The organism is Streptomyces sp. NPDC058221 (assembly GCF_042882365.1).
In the GTDB taxonomy this organism is placed as follows: domain Bacteria; phylum Actinomycetota; class Actinomycetes; order Streptomycetales; family Streptomycetaceae; genus Streptomyces.
Genome location: NZ_JBHVWF010000006.1, coordinates 89021 through 114658, shown reverse-complemented (window position 1 = coordinate 114658; position 25638 = coordinate 89021). Strand labels below are relative to the sequence as shown.

Genomic DNA, 25638 nt, shown 5'->3' with positions numbered 1-25638 from the left:
TTCCCGGAGCCCGTCGAGCGGGGTGGAGCGGTGAATCAGAGTGCCGCTGTACCAGTCGAGCTTGCAGGCGTCGGCGAGCAGTCCGACGACGGCGACGGTCTTCCCGGCGGCGGGGTCGAGCGGCAGCAGCCCGTCGTTCCTGAGCAGGACGACGGCCTGCTCGGCGGCCTCCTGGGCGAGCGCCCGGTGGCCGGCCGTGTCGAAGTCGGCGGTATCCGCGTACGGGTCGAGCCCGGGATCGAACTCACCGAGCGAGAAGCGCAGTTCGAGGAGCCTGCGGACGGCGGTGTCGATGTCGTGCTCGGCGAGCAGTCCGCGTTCCAGGGCGCCCCGGATGCGGCCGGTCATGACGGTGGGGTCCTGACCGTGGTCGGTGAAGCTGTCGACTCCGGCCCGCAGGGCGGCGGCGGTAGCCTCCTCGTGGGTGTCGAAGTAGTGCTCGGAGTCGACGAGGTTGGACGGCGCGCCCGCGTCGGAGCAGACCACCAGCGAACGGCCGGTCCAGCGGCGCAACTGCTGGGCCAGGAGCGGCGATACGTGGTTGGGCCGCCCGTTGACCAGGTTGTACGCCGGCATCACCCCGGCCACCGCGCCCGCCTGGACGGCGTCGCGGAAGGCCTTGAGGTCGTACTCGTGCAGGACCCGCGGGCGGACCGAGGAGGAGGCGGTGTCGCGGTCGGTCTCGTTGTTGTGGGCCAGCCAGTGCTTGAGGACCGGGGCGGTCCGCCAGTAGTGCGGGTGGTCTCCGCGCAGTCCCCGGGTGTACGCGACCGCGATGGCGGAGGTCAGGCCGGCGTCCTCGGAGTACCCCTCCTCGCCGCGCCCCCACAGCGGGTGGCGCAGCAGATTCACTGTCGGGGCCCAGACGTTGAGCCCGACCCGGCCGTCCTCGGCCCGTTTGGCCCGGACCTCCTTGCCGACCGCCTCGCCGACCCGTCGGACCAGTTCGTGGTTCCAGGTGGCACCGAGCCCGACGGCCTGCGGGAAGACCGTCGCCGGCCCCATCCAGGCGACGCCGTGCAGGGCTTCCTGGCCGGTCCTGAAGGCGCCGAGCCCGAGCCGCTCGACCGGCGGCGCGAACTGGTGCAGCATCCCGATCCGCTCATCGAGCGTGAGCCGCTGGAGCAGATCGTCGACGCGCTCGGCGAAGGGAAGCCGCGGGTCGCGGAAGGGCTGCGATTGTTCCGTCACGTGCGGGTCCCCTTGCAGAGGTGGGAGGTATTCCGGCGCCAGGCCTCGTGCGAGCTTTCGCGGAGTGCCAGAAGATCTTTCGAAGCGCTTCGATGCTCGGTGGCCAACCCCGCGCATGTCAAGGGATTGACCGCGACCTCCGTATCCAATGGACTCCCGTTGCGCCAGGAAACGGTTCGGAAACAGGTCGGAGGAATCTGGAAACGGACTCTTGTGCGGCGGGGGTCCTTCACTTAACCTCGCTGCAACATCGAAGCGCTTCGACGAAGCTTCGACGGGGCGCCCGGCGCCCTGGATTTCCCGGGACGACGGCAGGTTCTGCCGGCTCCCTGTTGAACCGCTTCACCTGCGGCCGGTCACGCCGGCTCAGCCAGCAACGCTCCACCTCAGACACAGGAACCGAACGGCGGACGCCCGCCGTGTGTCGTCCTGGTGCGCCTCGAAGGGTTGACGCAATGACGCCGAATTCCTCTCCCTCCTCAACGGCTCCCAGCCGCAGAAGCTTCCTCGCCGGCGGCGCGGTGGCCGCTGTCGCCGTGGCCGGCGGGGTGCCGCTGCTCGCCGCGTGCGGCGGTTCCGGATCCGGTTCCGGCACCAAGGAGGGCACCACAACGGGCAAGGCGCTCAAGAAGGTTGTGCCGGCCCACGCCCCGCTGAACCTGGTCGAGCCGGATGTCGCGAGCGTCAACGGTTCGAGCCCCGGCTTCACCAAGCTGCCCGACCCACTGGTCACCTCGGTGAAGTCGGTCCCGGGCAAGGGCTCGAAGTTCCGTGTCATGACTCCGCTGTGGGGCACCGTCCCGAAGAAGAACAACCCGTACTACACGGCGGTCAACAAGGCTGTCGGCGCCACGCTGAACTTCGACCCGCAGGACGGCAACACCTACCAGGACAAGATCGGCGCGGTACTCGCCGGCTCGGACATCCCGGATGTCATGACCATCCCCGGCTGGAACATGCAGGGGCAGATCCGCAACGCCATCACCGCCAAGTTCGCCGACCTGAGCCCTTATCTGGCGGGCGACGCGGTCAAGAAGTACCCGAACCTGGCGAACATCCCGACGGGCGCCTGGCAGTACTCCGTCTTCGGCGGCAAGCTGCGCGGACTGCCCATGCCGACGCCGGTCATCGGCAACGCGATCTTCTACCGCAAGGACCTGATCGGGTCCGGCGCCGTCCCCGCGAGCGCGGACGACCTACTGGCCTTCGGCAAGGAGTACACCGCCCCCAAGAAGAAGGTCTGGGCGTTCGACGACCTCTGGACCTGCGTCCAGAAGATCTACGGGCTGCTGCCCGACGCGCCGCACTACTGGCAGCTGGAGAGCGGCAAGCTGGTCCACAAGATCGAGACGAAGGAGTACCGCGAGGCGCTCGCCTTCGCCCGCAAGCTCCACGACGGCGGATACGTCCATCCGGACGCCGAGGCGAACAAGGACGCCGACTCCAAGATCCGCTTCACCAGCGGTCACGTGGTGATGTACAACGACGGCACCGGCGGCTGGAAGGGCATGGTCACCGAGCAGGCGACCGCCAATCCCGAGTTCGACATGCAGGCGCTCGACTTCTTCAGCCACGACGGCGGCAAGCCGGTCCTGTGGCAGGACGACCCGGCGGGCATCTTCACCTTCCTCAGCAAGAAGCTCTCCAAGGCGCAGATCGAGGAGTTCCTCGCGATAGCCGACTACGCGGCCGCGCCGTTCGGCACCGAGGAGTTCATGCTCACCAACTACGGCGTGAAGGGCACCCACTACACGGTCAAGGACGGGGCGCCCACCTTCACCCCGCAGGGTGTCGAGGAGGCCCAGCCCGCCACCTTCCTGTATCTCGCCTCGCCGCCGACCTCCATCGCCTACCCGGACCAGCCGCAGCTGGCCAAGGACTACGCGGCATGGATGGCGCGGCAGGCCCCGAACATCAAGAAGCCGCTCTTCTTCGGTATGCAGATCGTCGAACCGCAGCGCTACGCCTCCTTGTACACGCCCTTCGACGACCTCCAGAAGGACATCCGCCGCGGCCGCAAGAAGGTCAGCGACATCGACGACGCCGTGAACACCTGGAAGAAGAGCGGCGGCGACAAGCTGCGCGCCTGGTACCAGGAGATTCTCGACAAGAACGGCTCCGGCGTCTGACGCGTACGACGCGCACCGACCGTACGCAGCGCAGCACAAGGGCCGCCGGGCGCACGAAGGCCGGCGGCCGGGGCGGAGAGCACGACATGGGGAGCACACGGTGAAGCCACGGGCCACGGTCACGACCGACCCGGACCGCACCTCCGACGGGGCCGGCGTCCCGGCCGGCGGCGGCGGTGACGGCCGGGACGGGAAAAGCACACGGACGGACAGATCCCGCGCGACCGGCACGCGCAGATCCCGCACGGCGAAGACGGGGCCGGCGAAGAGGAGGCCAACGGGCCCCGGCCCGCAGGCGGGTGGCATCACCTGGCGCCAGCGGCTGCGGCGTGACCGCACCCTGGTGCTGATGACGCTGCCGGCCATCGCCCTGCTGCTGATCTTCAACTACATCCCGCTGCTCGGGAACATCGTGGCCTTCCAGGACTACGACGTCTACGACCTGGGAATCACCGGCAGCCCCTTCGTCGGCTTCGACAACTTCACCCGGATCTTCGAGGACTACCGCTTCTGGGAAGTCCTCATCAACACCCTGGTCATCTTCGTCACCCAGCTCGTCCTCTTCTTCCCCATTCCGATCGCCATCGCGCTGCTGCTCAACACGATCATGAGCGCACGGGTGCGGGCCTGGGTCCAGGCAGTCGTCTACCTGCCCCACTTCTTCTCCTGGGTGCTGGTCGTCACCGTCTTCCAGCAGATGTTCGGCGGCGCCGGTCTGGTCGCCCAGTGGCTGCGCGACCACGGTCACGAGGGCTTCGACCTGATGACCAACCCGGGCTTCTTCAAGTTCCTGGTCTCCGCCCAGGCCGTGTGGAAGGACGCCGGCTGGGGTGTGATCGTCTTCCTCGCCGCGCTCGCCGCCGTCAACACCGACCTGTACGAGGCCGCGGCCGTGGACGGGGCAGGCCGCCGGCGCCGCATGTGGCACGTCACGCTGCCCGCGCTGCGACCGGTCATCGCGCTCCTGCTCGTCCTGCGGGTGGGCAGCGCGCTCAACCTCGACTTCGAGCAGATCCTGCTCCAGCGCGACCAGGTGGGCTCCGGCGCTTCGGAAATCCTCGACACCTACATCTGGTGGACGGGCATCAAGACCGGTGACTTCGGCTACGCGGCCGCCGCCGGGATCTTCAAGGGGCTGTTCAGCGTCGCCATGGTGCTGGGTGCCAACAAGGTCGCCCACATGCTGGGCGAGCAGGGGGTGTACTCCAAGAAATGACAACTCTCCTGGAACGTCAGAAGGACCCGGCAGAGCCTGCGCCGCGCGCGGAGACCCCGCTCCAGCGCGCCCTGCGGATGGAACCCCGCCCCGTGTGGGAGGAGGAGCCCACCAAGGCGGGCCTCGCCTTCAAGGGCTTCGGTCTCGTCGCGATCTGCGCGGTCGTGATCATCCCGATCTGGGTGGTGCTGGTCACCAGCCTCTCCGACACCAGGACGATCAACGACGCGGGCGGTCTGGTCGTGTGGCCGAAGCACATCACCTTCGTCGCATACAAGGAGCTGCTCAGCGGCGGCGCGGTGACCCGCGCGGCAGCCGTCAGCGTCGGCCTCACGGTCGTCGGCACGGTGGTCAGCATGGTGGTCTCGGTCCTGTGCGCGTACGGGCTGAGCCGCCGCGACTCCTTCGCCCACCGGCCGCTGCTGATGACGCTGATGGCGACGATGTTCTTCGGCGCCGGCCTCATCCCCACGTATCTGCTGGTCACGGGGATCGGGCTGGGAGACAGCTACTGGTCGATGATCCTGCCCAGTGCGATCAGCGTCTTCAACGTGCTGGTCCTGCGCGGCTTCTTCATGGACACCGCGCCCGAACTCATCGACGCTGCGCGGATCGACGGGGCCGGTGAGTGGCGCATCCTGCTCCAGATCATCATGCCGCTGTCGCGTGCGGTGATCGCCGTGATCTCGCTGTTCTACGCGGTCGGCTACTGGAGTCAGTGGTTCAACGCGATGCTCTACATCCAGGACAGCGACAAGTACCCGCTGCAGATGATTTTGCGTCAGCTGGTCCTCCAGCACCAGGTGCCTCCGGGTGCCATGGGTGCGGCGGTCAGCAGCGGGGCGATCAACAGCCTCGCCGTGCAGATGGCGGTCATGATCCTGGCGCTGATCCCGGTCGCGGTGCTCTCCCCGTTCGTCCAGAAGCACTTCCAGAAGGGCATGCTCACCGGCGCGGTGAAGGGCTGATCCGCAACCGAGCTCCCCACTGCAGACCCCATTCCAAGGAACGAGAGACGTCATGCCGTCCCTGCGCGACGCAGCCCGTGGCCGCATCCTCTTCGGAGGCGACTACAACCCCGAGCAGTGGCCCGAGGAGGTGTGGGAGGACGACGCCCGGCTGATGAAGGAGGCCGGGGTCAACTCCGTCACCCTCGGCGTCTTCTCCTGGGCGATGATCGAACCGCGTCCGGGTGAGCGGGAGTTCGGCTGGCTGGACCGGCTGATGGATCTGATGCACGCGCACGGCATCGGCGTCGTCCTCGCCACCCCGACCGCCTCACCGCCGCCCTGGATGGGGGCCAGGCACCCCGAGACCCTGCCGCGCACGGAGGACGGCTCGATCGTCTGGTACGGCTCGCGCCAGCAGTTCTGCGCCAGCTCCCCCGTCTACCGGCGCTACGCCGCCGCCCTCACCGAGGACCTCGCGGCACGGTACGCGAACCATCCGGCGCTCACCGTGTGGCACATCAACAACGAGTACTGCACCCACTGCTGGTGCGACGGGACGGCCGCCCACTTCCGGCGCTGGCTGCGGAGCCGGTACGGCACGGTCGGCGCGCTCAACGAGGCCTGGGGCACGGCGTTCTGGAGCCAGCGCTACGACGCCTGGACGGAGATCCTGCCGCCGCGCAAGGCGCAGTACATGAAGAACCCGGTGCAGGTCCTGGACTTCAAGCGGTTCACCTCGGACGCGCTGATGGAGTGTTACGTCGCCGAGCGGGACATCGTCGCCCGGCACACCCCGCACATCCCGGTGACGACCAACTTCATGCCGCTGTGGTCGGGGCAGGACGCCTGGGCCTGGTCGGCCCAGGAGGACATCGTCTCCGTCGACATCTATCCGGATCCGAGGGACCCGCAGGGCGGCCAGTACAACGCGATGCTCGCCGACATGACGCGCTCACAGGCCGCCGGGCCGTGGATGCTCATGGAACAGGCGGCAGGTCCGGTCAACTGGCGGGGGGTCAACCACCCCAAGCCCGCAGGGCTGAACCGGCTCTGGTCGCTCCAGTCGGTGGCGCGCGGGGCGGACGCCGTCTGCTACTTCCAGTGGCGCCAGTCCCGGCAGGGCTCGGAGAAATTCCACTCCGGGATGCTCACGCACGCCGGTGAACAGGGCCGTACCTTCCGGGAGATCAAGCGCATCGGGGCCGAACTGGCCATGATCGGCGCGGCCGTCAGCGGCAGCGACGTGCCCGCCGATGTGGCGATCCTGCACGACTGGGGCTCCTGGTGGGCGGGCGCGCAGGAGGGCCGGCCGTCCACGCTGCTGGACTACACCGAAGTGGTGCAGAGCTGGCACCGGGCCCTGTGGGAGAACGGCGTGGTCACGGAGTTCGCCCGGCCCGATGCCGATCTCGGCCGCTTCAAGGCGGTCGCCGTGCCGCACCTGTATCTGCTCGACGACACCGCGATCGACAACCTGGTCGCGTACGTGTGCGGCGGGGGCAGGCTGGTCTGCGGCTTCTTCAGCGGGGTCGCGGACACGGACGACCGGATCAGGCCGGGCGGCATGGACGTGCGGCTGCGCGAGCTCTTCGGCATCCGCACGCTCCACGAGTGGTGGCCGCTCGACGCGGGCACGGCGGTGGAGTGCGACGGTTTCCGGGGCGGTCTCTGGTCGGAGGAACTGGAGGCGGAGCCGGGCACCGAGGTGGTGGCCGCCTACCGCGACGGTGAGCTGGCCGGGCTGCCCGCGGTGCTGCGCCGGGGCCGGGCCTGGTATCTGTCGACACTGCCCGAACCGGACGCGCTGCGCGCGCTGCTCGGCGAGGTGGTGCGGGAGGCCGGGGCGGAGCCGGTGCTGGAGGGGCTGCCCGCCGGTGTGGAGGCGGTCCGCCGGGGCGAGCTGCTCTTCCTGCTCAACCACGGGCGGGCCGCCGTCGGCGTGCCCGTGCCCGGCGACCGGGAGGACCTGCTGACCGGAAATGCGGTGCGCGGCCGCGTGGAGCTGGGCCGGCACGGTGTGGCCGTACTGCGAAGAGCCACGCCATGACCGGCCGCGCACACATCGACGGCACCTGGGAGCCGCGTCCCGCCACCCGCTGGGAGGACGCCTTCCTCGGCGGGAACGGCCGGCACGGGGCCATGGTGTACGGGGATCCGGCCGACGACCGGGTCATCGTCAACCACCACACCCTGGTGCGGCCCAACGGCAGCGAGCACACCCGTCCGCCCGAGCTGGCGGACCGGCTGGACCGGCTGCGGGACTCGCTGCTGGCCGGGGACGCCACGGCCGGTGAGCAGTTCGGCGCGGAGCGGCCGCTGGTGTGGGTACAGCCCTTCCACCCGGCGTTCCAGACCAGGATCCGGACGGCCCCCGCCTCGGCCACTGCCCCCGATGACGAGGCGCCGCCCACCGGCTACCGCCGCTCGGTCGACTTCGCCACGGGTGAGATCACGGCCGTCTGCGAGGGCAGGCGCAGCCAGGTCTTCGTATCCCGCGCGGACGACGTGATCGTCCAGTGCGTCACCGGCCCCGGGCTCGGGGTGGATCTGAGCCTGGACCACACCCTGCCCGGAGCGCCGCCCCGGCTGGCCATCGGCCGCAGCACCGTGCTCACCCCGGGCGGCGGCCGGCTGACGCTGCGGGTGGGCTACCCGGACAGCGAGACGGCGTACACAGGGATGACGGTCGTCCGGGCGGACGGCGGCAGGATGTCGGTGTCAGGTGAGGGCATCCGCGTCGAGGGCGCGCGGAGCCTGCTGCTGATCACCCGGGTGCGCCGCCATGCGGGCGGTCTCGACCTCGCTGCAGAGTGCGCCGCGCTGCCGCGGGGCGACTACCCGACGCTGCTGGCCCGCCATCTCCCACTGCACCGGCCCGCCTTCGAGCGAGCATCTCTGACGCTGGACGCGGATCCGGCCGAACGCGCCCTGTGCGGAAGCGATTTGCTCCGACGGCCGGGTAGCCCGGCACTCCTGGAGCGACTGTTCGCGGCCGGCCGCTACCACCTGCTCTCCGCCTCCGGGATGCTGCCGCCCCGGCTGACGGGGCTGTGGACGGGCGACTGGAACACCGCCTGGTCGGGAGCGTTCACCACCAACGCCAATCTCAACCTCCAGATCGCCTCGGCAGCGGCGGCGGCGCTACCGGAGGTCTCCGAGGCCCACGCCGCTCTGGTGTACGGACAGCTCAGCGACTGGCGGGACAACGCGCGCGCGATCTTCGGGGCGCGCGGGATCGTCGCCCCGTCCCACACCGACGGCGAGTCCGGCCACACCCGCCACTTCCAGCGCGCGTACCCGCTGCATCTGTGGACGGCCGGTGCGGACTGGCTCCTGGAGCCGCTGCTCGATCACGCCGAGACCAGCGGCGTGATCGACCCGCGGCTGGCCGGCGCACTGCATGAAGCCGCCCTGTTCTACGAGGACTTCCTGACTCGGACCGCGCCTGACGGAACCGTCCCCTTCGTGCCCTCGTACTCGCCGGAGAACAGGCCCGCCAACGCGAGCTGGGTCACGGTGAACGCGACGATGGACCTGGCCGCCGCCCGGCATGCGCTGACCGCATCGGCCGACCGCTCCCCCGCCCGTCCGGCGTCCGCCCGCCGGCGCGCCCTGGCGGACCGGCTGCCCGGGTACGTCGTCAACGAGGACGGCGCGCTCACGGAATGGGCCTGGCCGGGACTGCTGGAGAACTACGACCACCGCCATCTCAGCCATCTCTACCCCGTGTGGCCACTGGACGCGATCAACCCGTACGACACCCCGGAGCTGTCGGCCGCCGCGCATCGCGCACTGGAGCTGCGCGGACCGGAGAACGACTCCGCCCACGGTCATCTGCACCATGCGCTGATCGCCGCGCGGCTGCGGGACGGCGGACGGGCATCCGCGGCACTGGAGGCTGTGCTGGCGGGCGACTTCTTCCACAACTCCCTGATGAGCGCGCACTATCCGGGCCGCGACGTCTACAACGCGGACGCCGCGCATGCGCTGCCCGCGGCGGTGATCGAGTCACTCGTCCAGTCGGCCCCGCGACGGCTGGTCCTGCTGCCCGCGCCACTCACCGGCTGTACCGGCGGTGAACTGCGCGGCATACGAACCCGGTTCGGCGCCGGTCTCGACCTGTCCTGGTCCGCCGACGGCACCGCGACCGCGATGCTGTACCCCACGCGTGACGTCCGCGTCGATGTCCGCACCGGGGACGACAGGGCACTCACCGATTCCTCCGCCGGAACCACCGAGGCTCCACTGGAGCTCACGGCCGGCGTGGACCGCGTCCTGCATCTTGGGCCGCGGTAGCACTCCCCCCACCCTCAGCAGGTTCGCAACGGCACCGGCGGCATCAAGTCCTGCCCCAACGCCAAGAAAGTCGTCGGCATCCTGCCCATCCTCAAGTGGATCAAGGACACCAAGGACTGGTGGGCGACGAGACCATCGGCGACGTCCAGTCCGGCTACGAGATCACCTCGTCGGCGGGTGGCCTGGGCTTCGCGACGAACAGGTTCGGTGTCTCCGCGAGCTGAGCCGGACGCACAAGGAGCCGGCCCCGCGCGGGGGCCGGCCCGTCCGCATGCCGCCGCCAGGGTTCACCTCGGTGCGGGGCCGGTGCTCTCCCGTACCGTCAGCTCCGGTGCCAGCAGCTCCACTTCGTCCGTGCCGCGGCCGGAGAGCTTGGCGACGACGTGTTCGACCGAGCGGCGTCCCATCTCCTGCGCGGGTATGGCCACCGAGGTCAGCCGCACCGAGGCCTGGGCGGCCACCTGCTCCGGACAGATCGCGACCACGGACACGTCCTCGGGCACGGCCCGGCCCTGCTGCCGCAGCAGGTTGAGCAGCGGCTCCACCGCCGACTCGTTCTGCACGATGAACCCGGTCGTGCCGGGGCGCTCGTCGAATATCCGCGACAGGGTCTGGGCCATCGCCGGATAGCCGCCCTCGCAGGGCCGGTGCAGGACCCGCACACCGGTCTCCCGCGCCTTGGCCCGCACCCCGTCGACGGTCCGCTCGGCGAATCCGGTGTGCCGCTCGTACACCGCCGCCGCTTCGCCGATCACCGCGACCTCGCGGTGCCCGAGGTCTGCGAGGTGCTCCACACAGAGCGCCCCGGTCGCCTCGAAGTCCAGGTCCACACACGTGAGTCCATCGGTGTCGGCGGGCAGCCCGATGAGTACGGCCGCACGGTCGCTCTCGCGCAGCAGCGGCAGACGTTCGTCGTGCAGCTCGACGTCCATGAGGATCATGGCGTCGGCGAGCGAGCTCCCGGCGATGCGGCGTACCGCGGCGGGGCCCTCCTCACCGGTCAGCAGCAGGACGTCGTATCCGTGGGTGCGGGCCGTGGTGGCGACCGCGATGGCGATCTCCATCATCACGGGGACATACATGTCGGTGCGCAGCGGCACCATCAGGGCGATGATGTTGGACCGGCTGCTGGCGAGCGCCCGTGCACCGGCGTTGGGGTGGTAGCCGAGCTGCTTGATGCTCCGTTCCACCCGCTCCCGGGTGGGCACCGAGATGGACCGCTTCCCACTGAGGACGTAGCTCACCGTGCTTGCGGAGACTCCGGCGTGCTGTGCGACCTCGGCAAGGGTGACCATTCAGCTCTCCATCACAGGACGACGGCGGACACCGGCACACACCGGCCTGCACCAGCAGTCACGAGCAGATGCGGCGAAGCGCTTCGACTTCCCTCATCTGCCTGTGACATGCACGGATAATGCCAGCCTAGACCCGCACGCACAGCGTGTCCATAGTCCAGTCGAAGCGCTTCGACTCACCATCCCGGCCGCCGTCCGAGCCGCTTCCGGCCTTGGCGGCCGCCCGTACGGCTACCGCCACGATATGCCGGACAGCCGGCCCGGAACATCAGCGGGACCGGTGCGTCCGCGGTTCGGGAGGCCGCGGGGGTCCAGTCGCCCAGCCAGTCGGCGATCCCCTGCCCGGCATCCTGGGAAGCCGTGAGCTGCGGCCGGTCACTGCTCTCCGATCCCGCACCCGGCCCGCGGCAGGTTGCGGGTCATCGCCCGCGGAGTGGGTCGTGCGGCGCCGGCGTGGAAGCGCCCGGAGGGCAGGTGGGCCAGGGCGGAGGCCTTGCTGTCCGCGATGACGATGACCTGCTCGATGACCACGTGGTGGCGGTGTTCCCGCTCGGCCTGCGACGTTTCGGCGGGCTGGCCGGTGAAGGACGGGTGGTAGCGCCGGAATACTCGCGCATACTCCCGCGCGGAGCCGAATTCCGGTAGGGTCCGGCAATGACAGCCGAGTGCCACCCCGCGGCCGGCCTCGCACTCGCTTGCGCCCGGGGCTCCACTGCTGAACAGGGCCTGAAACGTCGGCTCGACGCACTGAGTGGCGCGGGCATCCCCGATGCGCAGGTCTACGTCGACGAGAAGAGCGGCGTTGCCGTGGAACACGTCGGCCTTGATGACCTGCTCGCCGCCGCCCGCCCCGGGGACACCACCGACGGAGGTACCGGCCGCATCGCCTTCCTGCTGTTGGCTGACGCATCACCAGCCCTGTTCGCCGAGATGGAACGCACCTTCACCACTGAAGGCGCCGCCCGTACCCACGCCGCCGCCGGTCGCCGCATGGGCCGCCCCCTCGCCCACCCCGCCGACAAGATCGAGTACGCCGGGCGCCTCAAGGAGCAGGGCAGCAGCCTCGGCCGGATCACGACCGAAACCGGCGTCCCCAAGACCTCCCGGCACCGCTACCTTCAGGGGTGATCGTCGTGGTGCAGGAGCAAGCCGGAGTCGACGGGGGTGAACCATGCAACGCGGCGAACTGATCGCGGGCCGGTACGAGTTGGGAAAGCGGCTCGGCCGGGGCGGTATGGGCGAAGTGTGGTCGGCACGGGACCGCAGCCTCCACCGCGACGTCGCACTCAAACTGCTCGACCTCGACCGGGCCGCCCACCCGGAGCTGCCTCAGCGGTTTGAACGCGAGGCGGTGGCCGCCGCACAGATCAACCATCCGAACGTGGCAGCCCTCTACGACCGGGGCATCCACGAGGACATGCTGTTCCTGGTCATGGAGAAGGTCGAGGGAGCTACGCTCACCGAACACATCCGTGCCGAGAGCCCTATGCCCTTGGCGCGAGCCCTGGAGATCACCAGCGGGATCTGCACAGCCCTGGCCGCCGCCCACCGGGCCCATATCGTCCACTACGACATCAAGCCGCACAACGTGATGCTCACCCCCGACGGGGACGTGAAGGTCGTCGACTTCGGGATCGCGGGGTTCGTCCAGTCCACGTTCTCCGTGGCGCGCTCCTCGCAGCTCTCCCCGGCCGGCACCCCGGAATACGGCGCGCCGGAACAGTTCCTCACCGAACGCGGCGACGAACGCTCCGACCTGTACGCGCTCGGTGGCGTGCTGTTCACCCTTCTCGCAGGCCGGCCGCCGTTCACCGGCAACAACGGGCTCGCGGTCATGCGGCGCAAACTCGACGAAGAAGCGCCACACCTCGATGTGCTCCGCCCCGGCCTGCCGCCCGCGGCGACGGCCCTCGTAGCCGAGCTGCTTCAGCGCGATCGCGAACGGCGCCCCCGGTCGGCACAGCAGGTCGACGAACGCCTCCAGCAACTCCGATCAGCTCTCGGCTCGAGCAGTACAAGTGCAGCGACCGTGCCGACCGTGCCGACCGTGCCGACCGTGCCGACCGTGCCGACCGTGCCGACCGTGCCGACCGTGCCGACCGTGCCGACCAGAGTGGAGCAGCCTCCAACGGCGAACACAACAGCGGGCGACACGCAGCAGCCGACCAAACGGGCAGTTCCCTTCGCCATCTCGTGGACGGGGAAGGCTCCCCTGTCCACCTACACCGATTCCTCGAACAAAGGCTGCCTCGCCGGCTTGTCCAAGACAGCGCTGGTGCTGACGCCGCCGGGCATCGTTGTGCCGTTACTGCTGCACCGCACCGAGTTCGGAGAGCAGGGCGAAGGCTGGACGGCCTGGTTCGTTCTGTCAATCGTCTTCGGGCTGTTCGCGCTCGGGACTCTTCTCTGGCTCTCCACGGTGACTTACCGCCTCAGGACATCAGACTGGTCCCTGCGTATTGAGCCGCAGGGCATCACAACCACCGGCTCCGGCGGCAGACGTGCATACCGATGGGACCAGGTTCACGGGGTCACCATCGAAGAGATCGATGCCCCCGTAACGTACCTCCAAGGCAGTTTCAACATCTATCAGTACACCGGCCTGTACGTTCAGTTCGCCATCGACGCGGCGCGCTCGGCACCATCTCGCCCGGCCGGGTGGCCCCCATCGCACCCAGGAAAGATCGCCGTCCGCAAGAACGGGCTGATCCCGGCCTGCGTCCTCGGACCGATGACGGGCGATCAGCGCGACGAACTGCGGACGGCGCTGAAGACGCATGCCGGGAACCGGTATCACGAGGTGCCGACACAGCCGATGCCGAACCTCGTCAGCGTAGTTGGCGGGGGACACATCTTGGCAGTGGACCGGTCGGGGAATCTATGGAGGTACTCGGCGCCGAACTACTACGGTTCCGAGAAGACTCAGGTCGGCACCGGCTGGGGCGTGATGAAGAAGCTTGTCCCCATCGGGGACTCAGCCGACGACATCCTGGCGATCGACAGTTCCGGGAACATGTACCGCTACCGCGGCCCGAAATACCACGGTTCCCAGAGGTACCAGGTCGGCACGGGCTGGAATTCCATGAGCCAGGTCACCGCTGCCGGCGACGGCACTGGCGACATCTTCGCCGTCGATGGCTCGGGCAACCTGTTCCGCTACTACGCACCCCGCTATCACGGGTCGCAGCGCAAGCAGATCGGCACCGGCTGGAACAGCATGAAGGCCGTCGTCGGCATCGGCGACATCTCCGGCAATGGCACCGCCGACATCCTCGCCGTCGACGGGTCGGGCGGCCTGTTCCGCTACTACGCGCCGCACTATCACGGGTCGCAGCGCAAGCAGATCGGCACCGGCTGGAACAGCATGGCCAACCTCGTCCCGATTCCCGGCACCGGCACTACCGACCTGCTCGCCACCCATGTCACCAGTGAGATCTTGTACCGCTACGCCGGCCCCGCCTACTCCGGCACGCAGCGCAAGCAGATCAGCATCAACTGGTAACACAGCGTCGGCGACGACAAGGGGCGCCGGTGCCCATGGCGCAGATCGCCGCGGTGTTCGCCACCGCCTCGCCCCATACCATCTGCCGCCGTAGGTGAGGCACCTGGCGGGTAGCCACCTCCATTACCGATGATCCGCAGGTGGGGGCCAGGTGCGCTGTCGAAGCCCGGTTCGGGACTCGACACGGCGCTGGTCCTGCGCACGTCGGCCCCGCGGTGCTCAGTTCTGCCGGGGCAGCAGTTCCGTCTCGAACCGGGCCAGGAAGGAATCGAAGGGCTGGGCCCCGGCCCCGGCCCCGGCGGGATAGATCACGAACTTGCTGAGGCCCGCCTCGATATAGCCGTCCAGCAGCCGGTGGAGTTCCGGCCATCCGTCGGCGACGAGATCCCGCGGATCGCTCTGCGGGGCGCGCCGGTGAACCGCCCGGGCCAGCTCCTGAGGGATGCCGTCCTCCGCCACGGTGAGACTGATCCCGAAGTGGTCGGACTCGATCTCCCGTCCGGCTTCCCCGGCCGCCGCCTGGATCGTCTCGCGGGCCCGACCCGCCGCTTCGGGCGTGAGGAAGGACCCCAGCCAGCCGTCCCCGTACCGCCCGACCCTGCGGAGGCCTGCGGGTGCGCTTCCCCCGAGCCAGATGTCCAGGGGCCTGGCGGGCAGCGGCGCGATCCGCGCGGACCCGACCGCGAGGTACTCCCCGTCGAACCCGGCGACCTCCCCGCCCAGCGAGGCCCGCAGCAGCTCCAGGGACTCGTCGAACAGCGCACCGCGGCGGCCCTCCGGCGCGGGGAACAGTTCCCGTTCGTCGGGCCGGGCCGGCTGCAGCCCGAACACCGGCAGCACGCGACGTGGTGCCAGACCGGCCAGCGAGACCAGCTGCTTCGCGACCAGCACCGGATGGCGGCCCGGCAGCACCGCGACCGAGGTGCCCACCTTGAGCCGGGTCGTGCGGGACAGGGCGTGGGCCATTCCGATGAAGGGGTCCACGGCGTCCGAGTAGATGTGCTCGGACAGCCAGAGCGAATCCACGCCGTCACTCTCGAGACGGTCGACGATCCGGCTGAAATCCGACAGGGACGAACCGGCGCCGAGCCCCACTCCGAAGCGGATCTTCATGCCCACCACAGTACGCGCGCCACCGGCCGGCCGGGCGCGGCTACCGGCCTGCGTCCGGCCGGCCCGAGCTCACGCTTCGAGCAGTACGGGGAAGGCCTCCATGTCGTTCTGGGTCATCACCGGAAGCTTGCGGATCTCCGCGTCCGGCACCGCGAGCCGCAGCCCGGGGAAGCGCGCGAAGAGGGCGGGCAGGGCTATCCCCGCCTCGACCCGGGACAGCGCGGCGCCGGGGCAGATGTGCGGGCCGTGGCCGAAGGTCATGTGCCGGATGGGGGTGGGGCGGGTGACGTCGAAGGCGTCCGCGTCCGCGCCGTGCTGCTCGACGTCACGGCCGATCACCCGGTAGGAGATGACCACGCCCTCGCCCTTGGCGATGACGTCGTCGCCCACCTGGATGTCCTCGGTGGCGAACCGCATCAGCAGATGGGTGGTCGGGGTGTCCCACCGCAGTGTCTCCTCGATCACGGTGTCCCAGGAGACCTCCCCGTCGAGGACCATCCGCAACTGGTCCGGGTGGGCCAGCAGGGCCCGTACGGCATTGAGGATGAGCCCGATGGTGGTCTCGTGCCCGGCCGCGACCATCGCCTTGAGGTTGCCCACCACCTCCTCCTCGGTGAGCGGCTCGCCGCCCTCGTCGGCCAGGATGAGCCCGGAGGTGATGTCGTCGGTGGGACGTGCGGCCTTCTCGCGGACCAGCCCGGCGTAGAAGACGTCCAGCTCGGCCAGCAGGGCGAGGCGTTCGTCCTGCGGGGTGAGCATCGAGAAGAAGGCCTTGTACTGCTTGGTCAGCATGGCGTTCTCCGCGGGGTCCACGCCCATCAGCATGCCGACGACCCGCATGGGCAGCGGCTGCGCGAACACCGACTTGAGGTCGACGACCGCCCCCTCCCTGCCGCCTTCGGCGAGGGCGTCCAGCAGCTCGTCGGTGAACTTCTCGATGTCGGGCCTGATGGCCTCCAGCCGGCGGGGGGTGAGTGCCTGGGAGGTCTTGGTGCGCAGCCGGCGGTGCTCGGCGCCGTCCACGGTGAACATGGAACGCCCGGCGTCGACCATCCCGATGAGCGGCCAGGCGTGCGTCACCTCGCCGCTCTGCCACAGCCCCCACGCGTCGAGGTCCTTCACCAGCCGGGGGTCCACCAGGAGCTGGCGTGCGTCTGCGTGCCGGGTGATCGTCCAGGCGGGTACGCCGAGCAGCTCGATCCGCGCGAGCCGGCCGGCCCCGCGCAGTCTTTCCGTCTCCCCGTCCAGGTCCTGGACCATGGGGTCGATGACGACGGTCCCGGCGTCCGGGGCTGCTGCGCGCGCGGCGGCGTGAGGGCAGTTCACGAGAGGTCTCCTGTCGTACGAACGGGGGTGAACCGGACGGGGAGCGAGGTGGTCCCGCGCAGAAAGGCGGAGGGCCGCCGTACGAGGTCGGCGACGGCCACACCGAGCTCAAGGTCGGGCAACCGGTCGAGCAGCACCTCGATGCCGGTACGGGCGATGATCTCGGCGATCTCCTGGGCGGGGAAGGGGCACCGGTACTCGCCGTGACTGAAGGCCAGATGCGCGCCGTTGCCGCCTTGGGCCGAGGCGCCGCCGCCCGACAGGTTCTGCCGGATCAGCGGGTCGGTGTTGGCGGCGCCGAGTCCGAGCAGCAGCATGTCACCCGCCTTGATCCGCTGCCCGCCGAGCTGGGTGTCCCTGGCGGCCCAGCGTCCGGCGAGGATCTGGGTCGGACCGTCCTCCCAGAGCACCTCGTTCATGGCCTCCGCCACGCTGCGCCGGCCACCGGCCATCGAGTCGGCGAACTCGTCCTCGGTGAGCATCAGCCGCAGCGAGTTGCTGATCCAGTCGGCGGTGGTGAGGTGCCCGGCGGCCGTGATGGCCATCAGGTCGAGCATGTACTCCTCGTCGGTGAAGGCCTCGGGAAAGGCCAGCATCCGGGAGGTCACGTCGTCCCCGGGCTCGGCGCGCCTGGCTGCCACCAGCCGCTGCATGTGCTCCCCGAAGCGCAGATGAGCCTCCTGCGCACCCGGGCCGCCGTCGGCCAGGTCCTTCAACACCTGGGCGATGTCCGCGCCTTCGTCATCGGGGAACCCGACCAGACGCGCGAGGACGAGCACGGGAAGGGGCTCACAGAACTCGGCGACGAGGTCCGCGGTACCCCGGCTGCACACGCTGTCGATCAGCCGGTCGGCCAACTGCTCGCAGTGGCTGCGGATCTCGAACGGGTCGGCCCCTTCCAGCGCGGGACCGACCATCCTCGCGTGCCGCCGGTGCTCCTCCCCCGCACTGAAGTAGATGGACGGCAGGGGCCGTCCCACCATGGGCAGCAGGGGCCAGTCCTCGGGTATGTACTCCCACTGGTTCCACAGGCCGACATCGCGCGGGAACAGCTCGCCGTCGCTGGTGACGTGGTGCAGTTCGCGGTACCCGATGACCAGCCAGGCAGGGAATCCGCCGGCCAGCTCCACGGGGACGACCGGCCCGTGATCACGCCGCATCGCGCGATAGACGGCGCGCGGCTCGGTCTGGAAGGAGGGGCCGCTGAGCGGCACGGCGCCCGGCCCCACGTGCGCGGGGCACTCCGAAGGGGGCGAGGCGGGCGCGGGCTCTGCGGAGGATGGGCGCGTCATCGTCCTGACTCCTGTGGCGGAAGCTTCACGCGTCACGATCATGCGATCAACGCACGTTCACTATAAGGATTTTATGTGACGCCACATCGGTCAACACCGATCAAATCTGCAAGCCCAGCCAAGCAGTCCGGCGCAACTGCCTGACATCTCGCCATAATTGACCATCGCCTCGCCTCACAACCACGCCCGCCGGGCCCCGGGCTACTCCCGCCCGGAGCCGGATACGCCGCACAACTCCCCGCCCTCGAACGCGACGTTGACAAGCCCTGCGACCCGGCTGTCGCCGACCACGAGCTTCAGCGCATGCCACCGGGGCAGCCAGTACACGCGTCCGCGATGACCGGAGAGCGCCTCCCGCAGCACATCCGGGGCATGGGTCCACACCGGCGGGAGGTCACCCGCGTAGTCGAAGGCGGCACGCAGTTCCACCCACCCGCCGTCACTGACGTCGCCGGCCGTCAAGAGGATCTCGACGGCCTGCCCCGGCTCCTGGCGGCACTTCTTGGCGTGGATCCAGTGCACCTGATGGCCCGCGGCGTAACGGTCGCAGCCGTCGCTCCGGACGGAACCGTTCTCGGTGAGGTGACGCAGCATGGTGAGGTCTCGCCTTCCGGGGATGATGGACCCCGAGCGCTCTGCACCGCGGTCCGCTGTTCCCCGCACCTCGCGCACGGGGCAGGTCGTCACCCGGAGCACCCGCAGCGGAGCGGGGTGCCGTCCAGCCAGCCGGGGCTACACGCTGGAACTCATGACCCGGCGAAAACTCTAACGCACACTCTGACGCACGGGGGCGCAGCCCCCACGAGCGGCACCGCACAGCGGACGGACGGTCAGGGGTGCACAGGGCCGGGCCCCGTGCACCCCTGACACCGCGCCATCCCGGCGTCGGTCCGGTCAGGCGGTGACGAGGCCCGGGTCGCTGGAACCGGCCTCGCCCGTCTCGACATGCCCGGCGAACCGGCGAAGAAACGTCTCGTCCGTGTCGGAGACCACCGTGACGTCGTACCAGCGCTTGCCGGCCCGCAGGTCGACTGTGTGCTTCACGGTCGCGCCCGCACGGACCGCGAAGGTCTGCACCCCTCCTCCGTAGGCGTCGGCGCTGCGCACGGTCAGCTGCACCGTCCCGGCCGCCGCATTGGTGAAGGTCAGCTCAAGCCCCCCGCTCACGGCATCATGACGTGCCGTCACCTCCGGCCCCGCCGCCTTGCCGGGCCCCCGGAACGCACGCAGGAAGCCGTTCGGGCCGTGCACCGCGAGGTCGGTCGTCTCCCCGGAGTAGTCCGTGTTCCAACTGTCCGAGAGTGATTTGCCCGCCTCGGTGGTGTACGTCCACGGCCCGTCGGTGCGGTTCGCGGACGTCACGAGGAACTGCGCACCGGCCGCGTCGCCACCGCTGAAGGTGAGCTGGTACTTCCCGGTGGCCGGGTCGGCCACCCCATCCACGAGGGGCGCGTACCGCAGCGGCCGGGTGGGCCGCCCGCCCGGCTCCTGCTTCGGCACACTGCCGGTGGCCGGCGGCACCGGTACGTAGTCGGGATGCCGGTCGGCGTCCGGCGGCGCGTACCCGTCCGTGGAAGGCAGCGAGACCGGCTCGATGTCCGAACGGCCGAAGTCGAAGGCCGAGGTCAGATCGCCGCAGACGGCGCGGCGCCAGGGCGAGATGTTGGGCTCGTGCACGCCGAAGCGTTCCTCCATGAACCGGATGACGGAGGTGTGGTCGAAGACCTCCGAACACGAGAAGCCGCCGGTGCTCCACGGGGACACGACGGTCATGGGCACACGCTGGCCGAGCCCGTACGGCCCGGCGCCGTTGCCGATGTCGCCGGGGAAGTAGTCGGCGGAGGTGTCCACTGTGGACAGCCCCTGCGCGGCCCCGGACGGCACGAACGGCGGCACGACATGATCGAAGAAGCCGTCGTTCTCGTCGTAGGTGACGAAGAGGGCGGTACGCCCCCACACCTCGGGGTCGGATGTCAGCGCGTCCAGCACCTGTGAGATGTACCAGGCCCCGTAGTTGGCAGGCCAGTTGGGGTGCTCGCTGTATGCCTCGGGAGACACCACCCACGAGATCTTGGGCAGCGTCCCGGCCTGGACGTCCGCCTTCAGATCGTCGAGGAGCCCGTCGCCGTTCTTGACATCGGTGCCGGTGCGCGCCTTGTCGAAGAGCGGGTCGCCGGGTTTGGCATCGCGGTAACTGTTGAAATAAAGCAGCGAGTTGTCGCCGTAAGTCCCCCGGTAGGCGTCATCGATCCATCCCCAGGACCCGGCGGCGTCGAGTCCGTCACCGATGTCCTGGTAGACCTTCCACGACACCCCTGCCTGCTCCAGCCGCTCGGGGTAGGTGGTCCAGCCGTACCCTGCCTCGGCGTTTCCGAGCACAGGACCGCCACCGGTGCCGTCGTTGCCGGTGTACCCGCTCCACAGGTAGTACCGGTTCGGGTCGGTCGAGCCGAGGAACGAGCAGTGGTACGCGTCGCAGACGGTGAACGCGTCGGCGAGCGCGTAGTGGAACGGGATGTCCTCCCGGGTGAGATGGGCCATCGTCGTCGCCGTCTTGGCGGGCACCCACTGGTCGTACGCACCCTTGTTCAAAGCGCGGTGCCCACCGGCCCAGTCGTGGTTCAGATCCTGGAGGAACTGCAGCCCGAGATCATCGGCCGGCGGCCGGAACGGCAGCACCTCCTTGCCGAGCCCGTCCTTCTGGTGCCAGACCGGCTTCCCGCCGGGCAGCGTCACCGGACGAGGGTCACCGAAACCCCGCACACCCTTCATGGTGCCGAAGTAGTGATCGAAGGAACGATTCTCCTGCATCAGCACGACGATGTGCTCGACATCCTGGATCGTGCCGGTGCTGCCCTTCGCGGGAAGCGACGCGGCACGGGCGATGCTGCTCGACAACCCGGAGAAGGCGACTGCGCCTCCGGCGAGCTGCAGGAGGCGGCGACGGTTCAGTTCTGCCATGAGTGGGGGCCTCTGTGGGGTGAGGGGACATGGGGTCGAAAGCGACTGGAGTGTTCCAGAACGGGCGGGTGGTACGGAAGACCCTTGCAGTGTGCACGCGATGGCCTTCGGCCGAACAGCCGGCGACGGGGCGGGTCGAGAACCCGGCCCGCGACCGCGGAATGAGCTGCACATGGACCGGAGGTGACCGGTCCCCTCCGGTCCGCACTGCTCGCATCCCTGACATTTCGCTCCGATCCTGTACTGGCCCCGGTGGGTGAGCCGCCGGGCCCAAAGGCGGGCTGCCTGCGGTCAACGATCCACGCACGGGTGAGTCCCTCTCCATCGCCCCCTTCTTTCACTCCGTGAAATCAAGTGGAAGAGGGGCTTCACGGCCGGTTTGCCGTGAGCGATTCCGGACAGGGGCGGAGAGCCAACTGCCTCTCTGGAGAGTGATGTTGCCTATGCGCGCAAGATCTGTACGTACCTCAGGCATCCTGACCGCGGCACTGCTGCTCTCGGCCGCCGCCGTCGCCCCGTCGGCCGGTGCGGCCGACCGGGACACGGCCGGGCCACCGGCCGGTGACGGCAGCGCCCAGCACTGCACAGTGAACGCGACGTCGGGCACCGAGAGCTGCTACCGGACGTTCACCGAGGCCATCGAGGCCGCCAGCGGAGGCCGGATCACCGGCGCACCGCCCACCGCGACCGAGGCGGTACGCAGTGACACGTTCAACGCACAGATGACCGCCCAGGCGCAGGACGGTGCCATCCAGGGGACCTTCTTCGACGACGAGCAGTACGGAGGGGACTCCCTGACCGTCTGGGGCGCCGAGCCGTGTGTGAAGGACGGCTGGGTCAACTTCCAGTTCGACCTCGGCGACGACTGGAAGAACCGCATCTCCTCCGTGCAGCCATGGGGCGGCTGCGCACTCTGGCTCTACCCCGAGCCGGGACTGAACGGCGACCGGGACGGGCCGTTCGAGGAGAACAGCCCATCCATCGGGTCGTTCATGAACGACCGCACCCAGTCCATCGGCTTCAGCTGACAGCCGTCCCCACGGCCACTGACGCTCTCCCCAACAGACACGATCACCCCCCACGGAGATCACCCATGACAGTAAAGATCCGGCTCCCCCTGCTTCTTGCGGCGCTCGTGACGGCGGGCAGCGCCGTCCTGATCGCTCCGGGTACCGCGCTCGCCGAGGACCAGCCCACCATTCGCGAACTGCTCGACAAGTGCGACAACGGGACCGACAGCTGCGTCTTCCACCCCGACGGGGCAGCCGAGATATCGATGGGCGAGGCCCATCAGGTGGGCGACTCCGCCTTCAACTGCACCCCGGACAGCCAGACCTCCACCGTCGGCTGGTCGGACACCACAGGCGAGTCCAACAGCGTCGGCGTCTCGCTGACCGCGGAGTACGGCTTCTCGCTCGTGTTCAAGATGAGCATCACGGCCACCTACGGGCACACCTGGGAGAGTTCGCACACCGAGTCGGAGCTGACGGCCGTGAACGTCCGGCCGGGCGAGGTCGGCTGGGTGACCCGCGAGGCCCAGATGCAGCACGTCAACGGTACGTACGAGCTGCACTTCCCGGACCGCTTCTACGGGCATTACTACTGGTACGTGCCCTTCGACGCGACCGGCCCGATGCCGGACGCACCGAGCACCAAAACGCAGCACACCCGGGCGATGACCGATGAGGAGAAGGCGGACCACTGCGGCTGAGCCCGCCCGTGGCGGTGCGTGAGTACCCTCCTGCAGCCGTCCGGTAGCCCCGCAACCCCTTCAAGCGCCAAGCACGCCGGGTGCGCGCGGTGGGGGTTGTCCCCCAGGCCCCTGAGGCCCCCTCGGGGACAACCCCCAGAAAGATCGGGGAGAAAACCGGGTCGTCCGGGGGACGCCGAGTCCGTAGGTTCTGGGGTGGAATCTTCGTACCGCTCCACACAATCCTCCGGAGGCATCTCGTGACCGCCCCTGCCCCTCGCACGACACGCGGGCCCCACCCGCTTGTCGCGGCCTTCGTGCGCTTCGTGGTCTGCGGCGGCGGGGTCGGGGTCGCGTCCAGCGGGGTGCTGGTCCTGCTGCACGGCACGATGCCGTTGGCTGTGGCGAACGCGCTGGTCACCGTGGTGTCCACGGTCATCGCGACCGAGCTGCACAGCCGGGTGTCGTTCCGGAGCGGGCGCCGGGGGTGGGGGGTCCATCTGCAGTCGGGGCTGACCGTGGCCGTGAGCTACGCGTTCACCACGGGAGCCCTGCTCTGCCTGTACGCGGTTCGGTCCGAGCCGTCGGCGCTGGTCGAGCAGAGCGTGTACCTGTCGGCGTCGGCCCTCGCCGGGGTCGGGCGGTTCGCCCTGCTCCGGGTGGTGGTCTTCGGGGAGCGGAAGGCCGGCCGGGCTCGCGGTGAAGTACTCGGCCGGACGTCCGTTGCCATGGCCGCCTGACACGGACGGAAGGGCCGCCGGCCTCGGTCGCGCCTGCCGTCGGCGCCGATTGGATATCGTGGCTGATCGGCCGGGCAGCTGCGCGGCCCGTGAGTCGAGTGGGCGGGGTGCAGGTGGCACAGGAGCGGGCCGGGTGGGTGCGGGTGCCGGTCGGGGACGGTGCCGTGCGGTGGGCCACGCGGGGGAAGTGCCTGCGGGTGCTGGTCGTCGTGCACAACGTGACCTCCGCCACGCGGCTCCTCGACGTGCTGCCGCTCTTCGACGGCGATCTGCGGATCCAGCTCCTCGCCACCTGCCCGGAGTCCTCCGCGTTCTCGGCCGGGACCGCCGAGCTGCTTGGCGCTACCGGAGTGCCGGTGCTGCCCTGGGAGCAGGCCGTCAAGACGCCGGTGGACCTGGCCGTCTCCGCCAGCTTCGGCGGTCAACTTGAGCTTGTTTGCGGGAAGTTGGCAGTTCTCTCGCATGGCGTTGGGTACACTAAGAGGCTGGCAACACCGGACACCGGACACCGGACCGGGGGCGGGATCGGGATCGTCCGGTGCTGCGCCCGTGTTCGGGCAGGCTCCCCAATGGGTACTGTCCAACGGCGTACCCATCGCGGATGCCCTCGTCCTCTCCCATCCGGAACAGTGCGACCGGCTGCGCGCCGCGTGTCCCGAGGCCGCGCCGACTGCCGTACTGGCCGGCGATCCCTGCTTCGACCGCGTGCTGGCCGCTCGCCCCTACCGCGAGCGGTTCCGCCGCGCGCTCGGCGTGGGGGCGGGACAGCGGCTGATCGTTCTCAACTCCACCTGGAACCCGGAGTCCTTCTTCGGGGACGGTGATACGGAGGGCGACGATCTGCTGCCGGCGCTGTTGCCCCGGCTCGCGCGGGAGTTCCCCGTGGACGAGTACCGCTTCGCCGCCGTTCTGCACCCCAACATCTGGCACGGCCACGGCCCCGGCCAGGTCCGGGCCTGGCTCGACCGGGCTCGGCGCTGCGGGCTGGTGCTGATCGATCCGCTGGAGGGGTGGCGACAGGCGCTGGTGGCGGCCGACGCGCTGGTCGGGGACCACGGGTCGGTCACCTTCTACGCTGCGGCGCTCGGCACTCCGGTGCTGCTGGCAGCGGCTCCGCTGCATGAACTCGATCCCGATGCGCCGATCTCCGACTTCATGCGGGAGGCGCCGCAGCTCGATCCCCGTGCGTCTCTGCGGGAGCAGATCGACCGGCTCGTCGATCACCACCGGCCGCTGATCGGGCCTGCCGAGTACACGACCTCCGTGCCGGGCGAGGCCGCGGTCCGGTTGCGCACGTTGTTCTACTCGATGATGGGCGTGCCGGAGCCGGAGTGGGCCGCCTCGCTGGAGCCGTTGCCCCTGCCCGGTCATGAGCCGGTATCCGTCACGGTTCCCCTGCAGGTACTGACGCGGGTTCTCCGTCCTGGCGAGATCTCGGTGACCCGTTGGGCCGGTGCCCCGCCCGCCACTGAGTGCCTCGACGGGGAACTGCACGTCGCCGTGCACGAGGACACCCGGGATGTGGACCGTCTGGGCCTGGCCGATGTCATCTTCCGGGACGGGCGGGCCGACGATCCTCGATTCGGGTCGCCGGCGGTCTGGACCGCCGAGGTCCTGCAGCGCCATCCGGGCTGTGCGCTCGCCGCGTTTGCCGTCGGGCCCCATGAGTGCGTCGTCCGCGTGCGGGGCGGGGCCCTTCTGCGTCTGACGTCCGGGCCCGGAGAAGGGTCCGGTCCCGAGGCCGTGGTCGATCCCGGCGCAGCCGCCTCCGCCCTGCATGCGTTGCTGGGGGCCGTGAGCGGCGGGGGCACCCGCACCCCCACCGCTCAGCGGCTTGCGGAACTGGTGGACGTCGGCGGGTTCTCCGTCCGTATCGGGTCCCGGTCCGGGCGGGTCGGAGTCGTCGGCCTCCCCGTCGGGTGAGCCGGCCCGGCCTC

At 69.7% G+C, this 25638-nt stretch carries 19 protein-coding genes and 1 riboswitch; of the genes, 11 read left to right on the top strand and 8 right to left on the bottom strand.

Annotated features, from left to right (window positions below):
• On the bottom strand, positions 1–1191 hold a 1191-nt coding region (locus tag ACFVW8_RS04035), incomplete at its 3' end, for a glycoside hydrolase family 3 protein (RefSeq protein WP_389685999.1).
• A 521-nt stretch (positions 1192–1712) separates the two neighbouring features.
• Here ACFVW8_RS04035 and ACFVW8_RS04030 point away from each other — a divergent pair.
• The 5 genes from ACFVW8_RS04030 to ACFVW8_RS04010 all read left to right on the top strand — a co-directional run bounded on the left by ACFVW8_RS04030 (position 1713) and on the right by ACFVW8_RS04010 (position 9782).
• Positions 1713–3320: an extracellular solute-binding protein gene (locus ACFVW8_RS04030; RefSeq protein WP_389686001.1), complete on the top strand. Its 1608-nt coding sequence runs from the start codon at positions 1713–1715 to the stop codon at positions 3318–3320.
• A gap of 100 nt (positions 3321–3420) precedes the next feature.
• On the top strand, positions 3421–4536 hold the full coding sequence (locus tag ACFVW8_RS04025) for an ABC transporter permease (protein WP_389685998.1): 1116 nt from the start codon (positions 3421–3423) through the stop codon (positions 4534–4536).
• Positions 4533–5504: a carbohydrate ABC transporter permease gene (locus tag ACFVW8_RS04020; RefSeq protein ID WP_389685997.1), complete on the top strand. Its 972-nt coding sequence runs from the start codon at positions 4533–4535 to the stop codon at positions 5502–5504. Before ACFVW8_RS04025 ends, ACFVW8_RS04020 begins: the two co-directional genes overlap by 4 nt.
• Positions 5505–5556: 52 nt before the next feature.
• The gene (locus tag ACFVW8_RS04015) at positions 5557–7533 is read left to right on the top strand and encodes a beta-galactosidase (RefSeq protein ID WP_389685996.1); all 1977 of its coding nucleotides are present in this window, start codon (positions 5557–5559) and stop codon (positions 7531–7533) included.
• Entirely contained in the window at positions 7530–9782 is a 2253-nt protein-coding gene (locus ACFVW8_RS04010) for a glycoside hydrolase N-terminal domain-containing protein (RefSeq protein WP_389685995.1), read from the top strand. The genes ACFVW8_RS04015 and ACFVW8_RS04010 overlap by 4 nt, the downstream gene beginning before the upstream one ends.
• A 287-nt stretch (positions 9783–10069) precedes the next feature.
• On the opposite strand, the gene ACFVW8_RS04005 is transcribed toward ACFVW8_RS04010, so the two are convergent.
• Both ACFVW8_RS04005 and ACFVW8_RS04000 read right to left on the bottom strand, forming a co-directional pair.
• Positions 10070–11077 (bottom strand): LacI family DNA-binding transcriptional regulator, encoded by a 1008-nt coding sequence (locus ACFVW8_RS04005; RefSeq protein ID WP_389685994.1) that lies wholly within the window; start codon positions 11075–11077, stop codon positions 10070–10072.
• Between the two features lie 375 nt (positions 11078–11452).
• On the bottom strand, positions 11453–11608 hold the full coding sequence (locus ACFVW8_RS04000; protein ID WP_389685993.1) for a hypothetical protein: 156 nt from the start codon (positions 11606–11608) through the stop codon (positions 11453–11455).
• Between the two features lie 123 nt (positions 11609–11731).
• On the opposite strand from ACFVW8_RS04000, the gene ACFVW8_RS03995 reads away from it, so the two are divergent.
• Both ACFVW8_RS03995 and ACFVW8_RS03990 read left to right on the top strand, forming a co-directional pair.
• On the top strand, positions 11732–12205 hold the full coding sequence (locus tag ACFVW8_RS03995) for a recombinase family protein (protein ID WP_389685992.1): 474 nt from the start codon (positions 11732–11734) through the stop codon (positions 12203–12205).
• Positions 12206–12248: 43 nt separating this feature from the next.
• Positions 12249–14579: a protein kinase gene (locus tag ACFVW8_RS03990; RefSeq protein WP_389685991.1), complete on the top strand. Its 2331-nt coding sequence runs from the start codon at positions 12249–12251 to the stop codon at positions 14577–14579.
• 219 nt (positions 14580–14798) lie between these two features.
• On the opposite strand, the gene ACFVW8_RS03985 is transcribed toward ACFVW8_RS03990, so the two are convergent.
• The 5 genes from ACFVW8_RS03985 to ACFVW8_RS03965 form a co-directional block, all read right to left on the bottom strand.
• On the bottom strand, positions 14799–15692 hold the full coding sequence (locus ACFVW8_RS03985; RefSeq protein ID WP_389685990.1) for a TIGR03854 family LLM class F420-dependent oxidoreductase: 894 nt from the start codon (positions 15690–15692) through the stop codon (positions 14799–14801).
• A gap of 69 nt (positions 15693–15761) precedes the next feature.
• On the bottom strand, positions 15762–17018 hold the full coding sequence (locus ACFVW8_RS03980; RefSeq protein ID WP_389685989.1) for a cytochrome P450: 1257 nt from the start codon (positions 17016–17018) through the stop codon (positions 15762–15764).
• The gene (locus ACFVW8_RS03975; RefSeq protein ID WP_389685988.1) at positions 17015–18310 is read right to left on the bottom strand and encodes a cytochrome P450; all 1296 of its coding nucleotides are present in this window, start codon (positions 18308–18310) and stop codon (positions 17015–17017) included. The genes ACFVW8_RS03980 and ACFVW8_RS03975 overlap by 4 nt, the downstream gene beginning before the upstream one ends.
• 201 nt (positions 18311–18511) lie before the next feature.
• Entirely contained in the window at positions 18512–18904 is a 393-nt protein-coding gene (locus ACFVW8_RS03970; protein WP_389685987.1) for a hypothetical protein, read from the bottom strand.
• Between the two features lie 50 nt (positions 18905–18954).
• A riboswitch (SAM riboswitch) is annotated at positions 18955–19064 on the bottom strand.
• Positions 19065–19204: 140 nt separating this feature from the next.
• The gene (locus ACFVW8_RS03965; RefSeq protein ID WP_389685986.1) at positions 19205–21271 is read right to left on the bottom strand and encodes a phosphocholine-specific phospholipase C; all 2067 of its coding nucleotides are present in this window, start codon (positions 21269–21271) and stop codon (positions 19205–19207) included.
• Positions 21272–21714: 443 nt separating this feature from the next.
• On the opposite strand from ACFVW8_RS03965, the gene ACFVW8_RS03960 reads away from it, so the two are divergent.
• The 4 genes from ACFVW8_RS03960 to ACFVW8_RS03945 all read left to right on the top strand — a co-directional run bounded on the left by ACFVW8_RS03960 (position 21715) and on the right by ACFVW8_RS03945 (position 25624).
• On the top strand, positions 21715–22299 hold the full coding sequence (locus tag ACFVW8_RS03960; RefSeq protein WP_389685985.1) for a hypothetical protein: 585 nt from the start codon (positions 21715–21717) through the stop codon (positions 22297–22299).
• Positions 22300–22364: 65 nt separating this feature from the next.
• Positions 22365–22982 carry a hypothetical protein gene (locus tag ACFVW8_RS03955; RefSeq protein WP_389685984.1) on the top strand — a complete coding sequence of 206 codons (618 nt, stop codon included), beginning with the start codon at positions 22365–22367 and terminating at the stop codon, positions 22980–22982.
• Positions 22983–23221: 239 nt separating this feature from the next.
• Positions 23222–23701, top strand: a complete 480-nt coding sequence (locus ACFVW8_RS03950; RefSeq protein ID WP_389685983.1) for a hypothetical protein — start codon at positions 23222–23224, stop codon at positions 23699–23701.
• Positions 23702–24250: 549 nt separating this feature from the next.
• The gene (locus ACFVW8_RS03945) at positions 24251–25624 is read left to right on the top strand and encodes a hypothetical protein (protein ID WP_389685982.1); all 1374 of its coding nucleotides are present in this window, start codon (positions 24251–24253) and stop codon (positions 25622–25624) included.
• Positions 25625–25638 lie beyond the last annotated feature (14 nt).